The 262-nt window shown below is 43.5% G+C and carries 1 protein-coding gene; it reads left to right on the forward strand.

What is annotated here, in order from left to right; genetic code table 11:
- Nucleotides 1–262 (forward strand): hypothetical protein (locus JMA43_RS14025; RefSeq protein ID WP_342157328.1); only part of this gene is annotated, 262 nt, incomplete at both ends.

A 262-nucleotide genomic window follows, 5' to 3' on the forward strand; every position in this document is an offset into this window, starting at 1 on the left:
AACCAATGGTAGTAATGAGGTTAGAGACTATGGCGTGAGTTTAAGTAGTGCGTATGTGCCTACCCTAACCAATTCTCCTGCGTACTACGGAGCAAACCAGTTGTATGTAACTGTTACCAAGGATGAAAACTGGAAGCCAGGGGATGGAAACAACCACACCACTCGAGAATACAAGGATAAGCAAGGACGTGTGGTTTTAAAGCGAACATATGGTTCCTCCGATATGAATATGGATGGGAATATTGCTACAAATGAGCAGGTT

The sequence above is a fragment of the Joostella sp. CR20 genome, from assembly GCF_038433465.1.
In the GTDB taxonomy this organism is placed as follows: domain Bacteria; phylum Bacteroidota; class Bacteroidia; order Flavobacteriales; family Flavobacteriaceae; genus Galbibacter.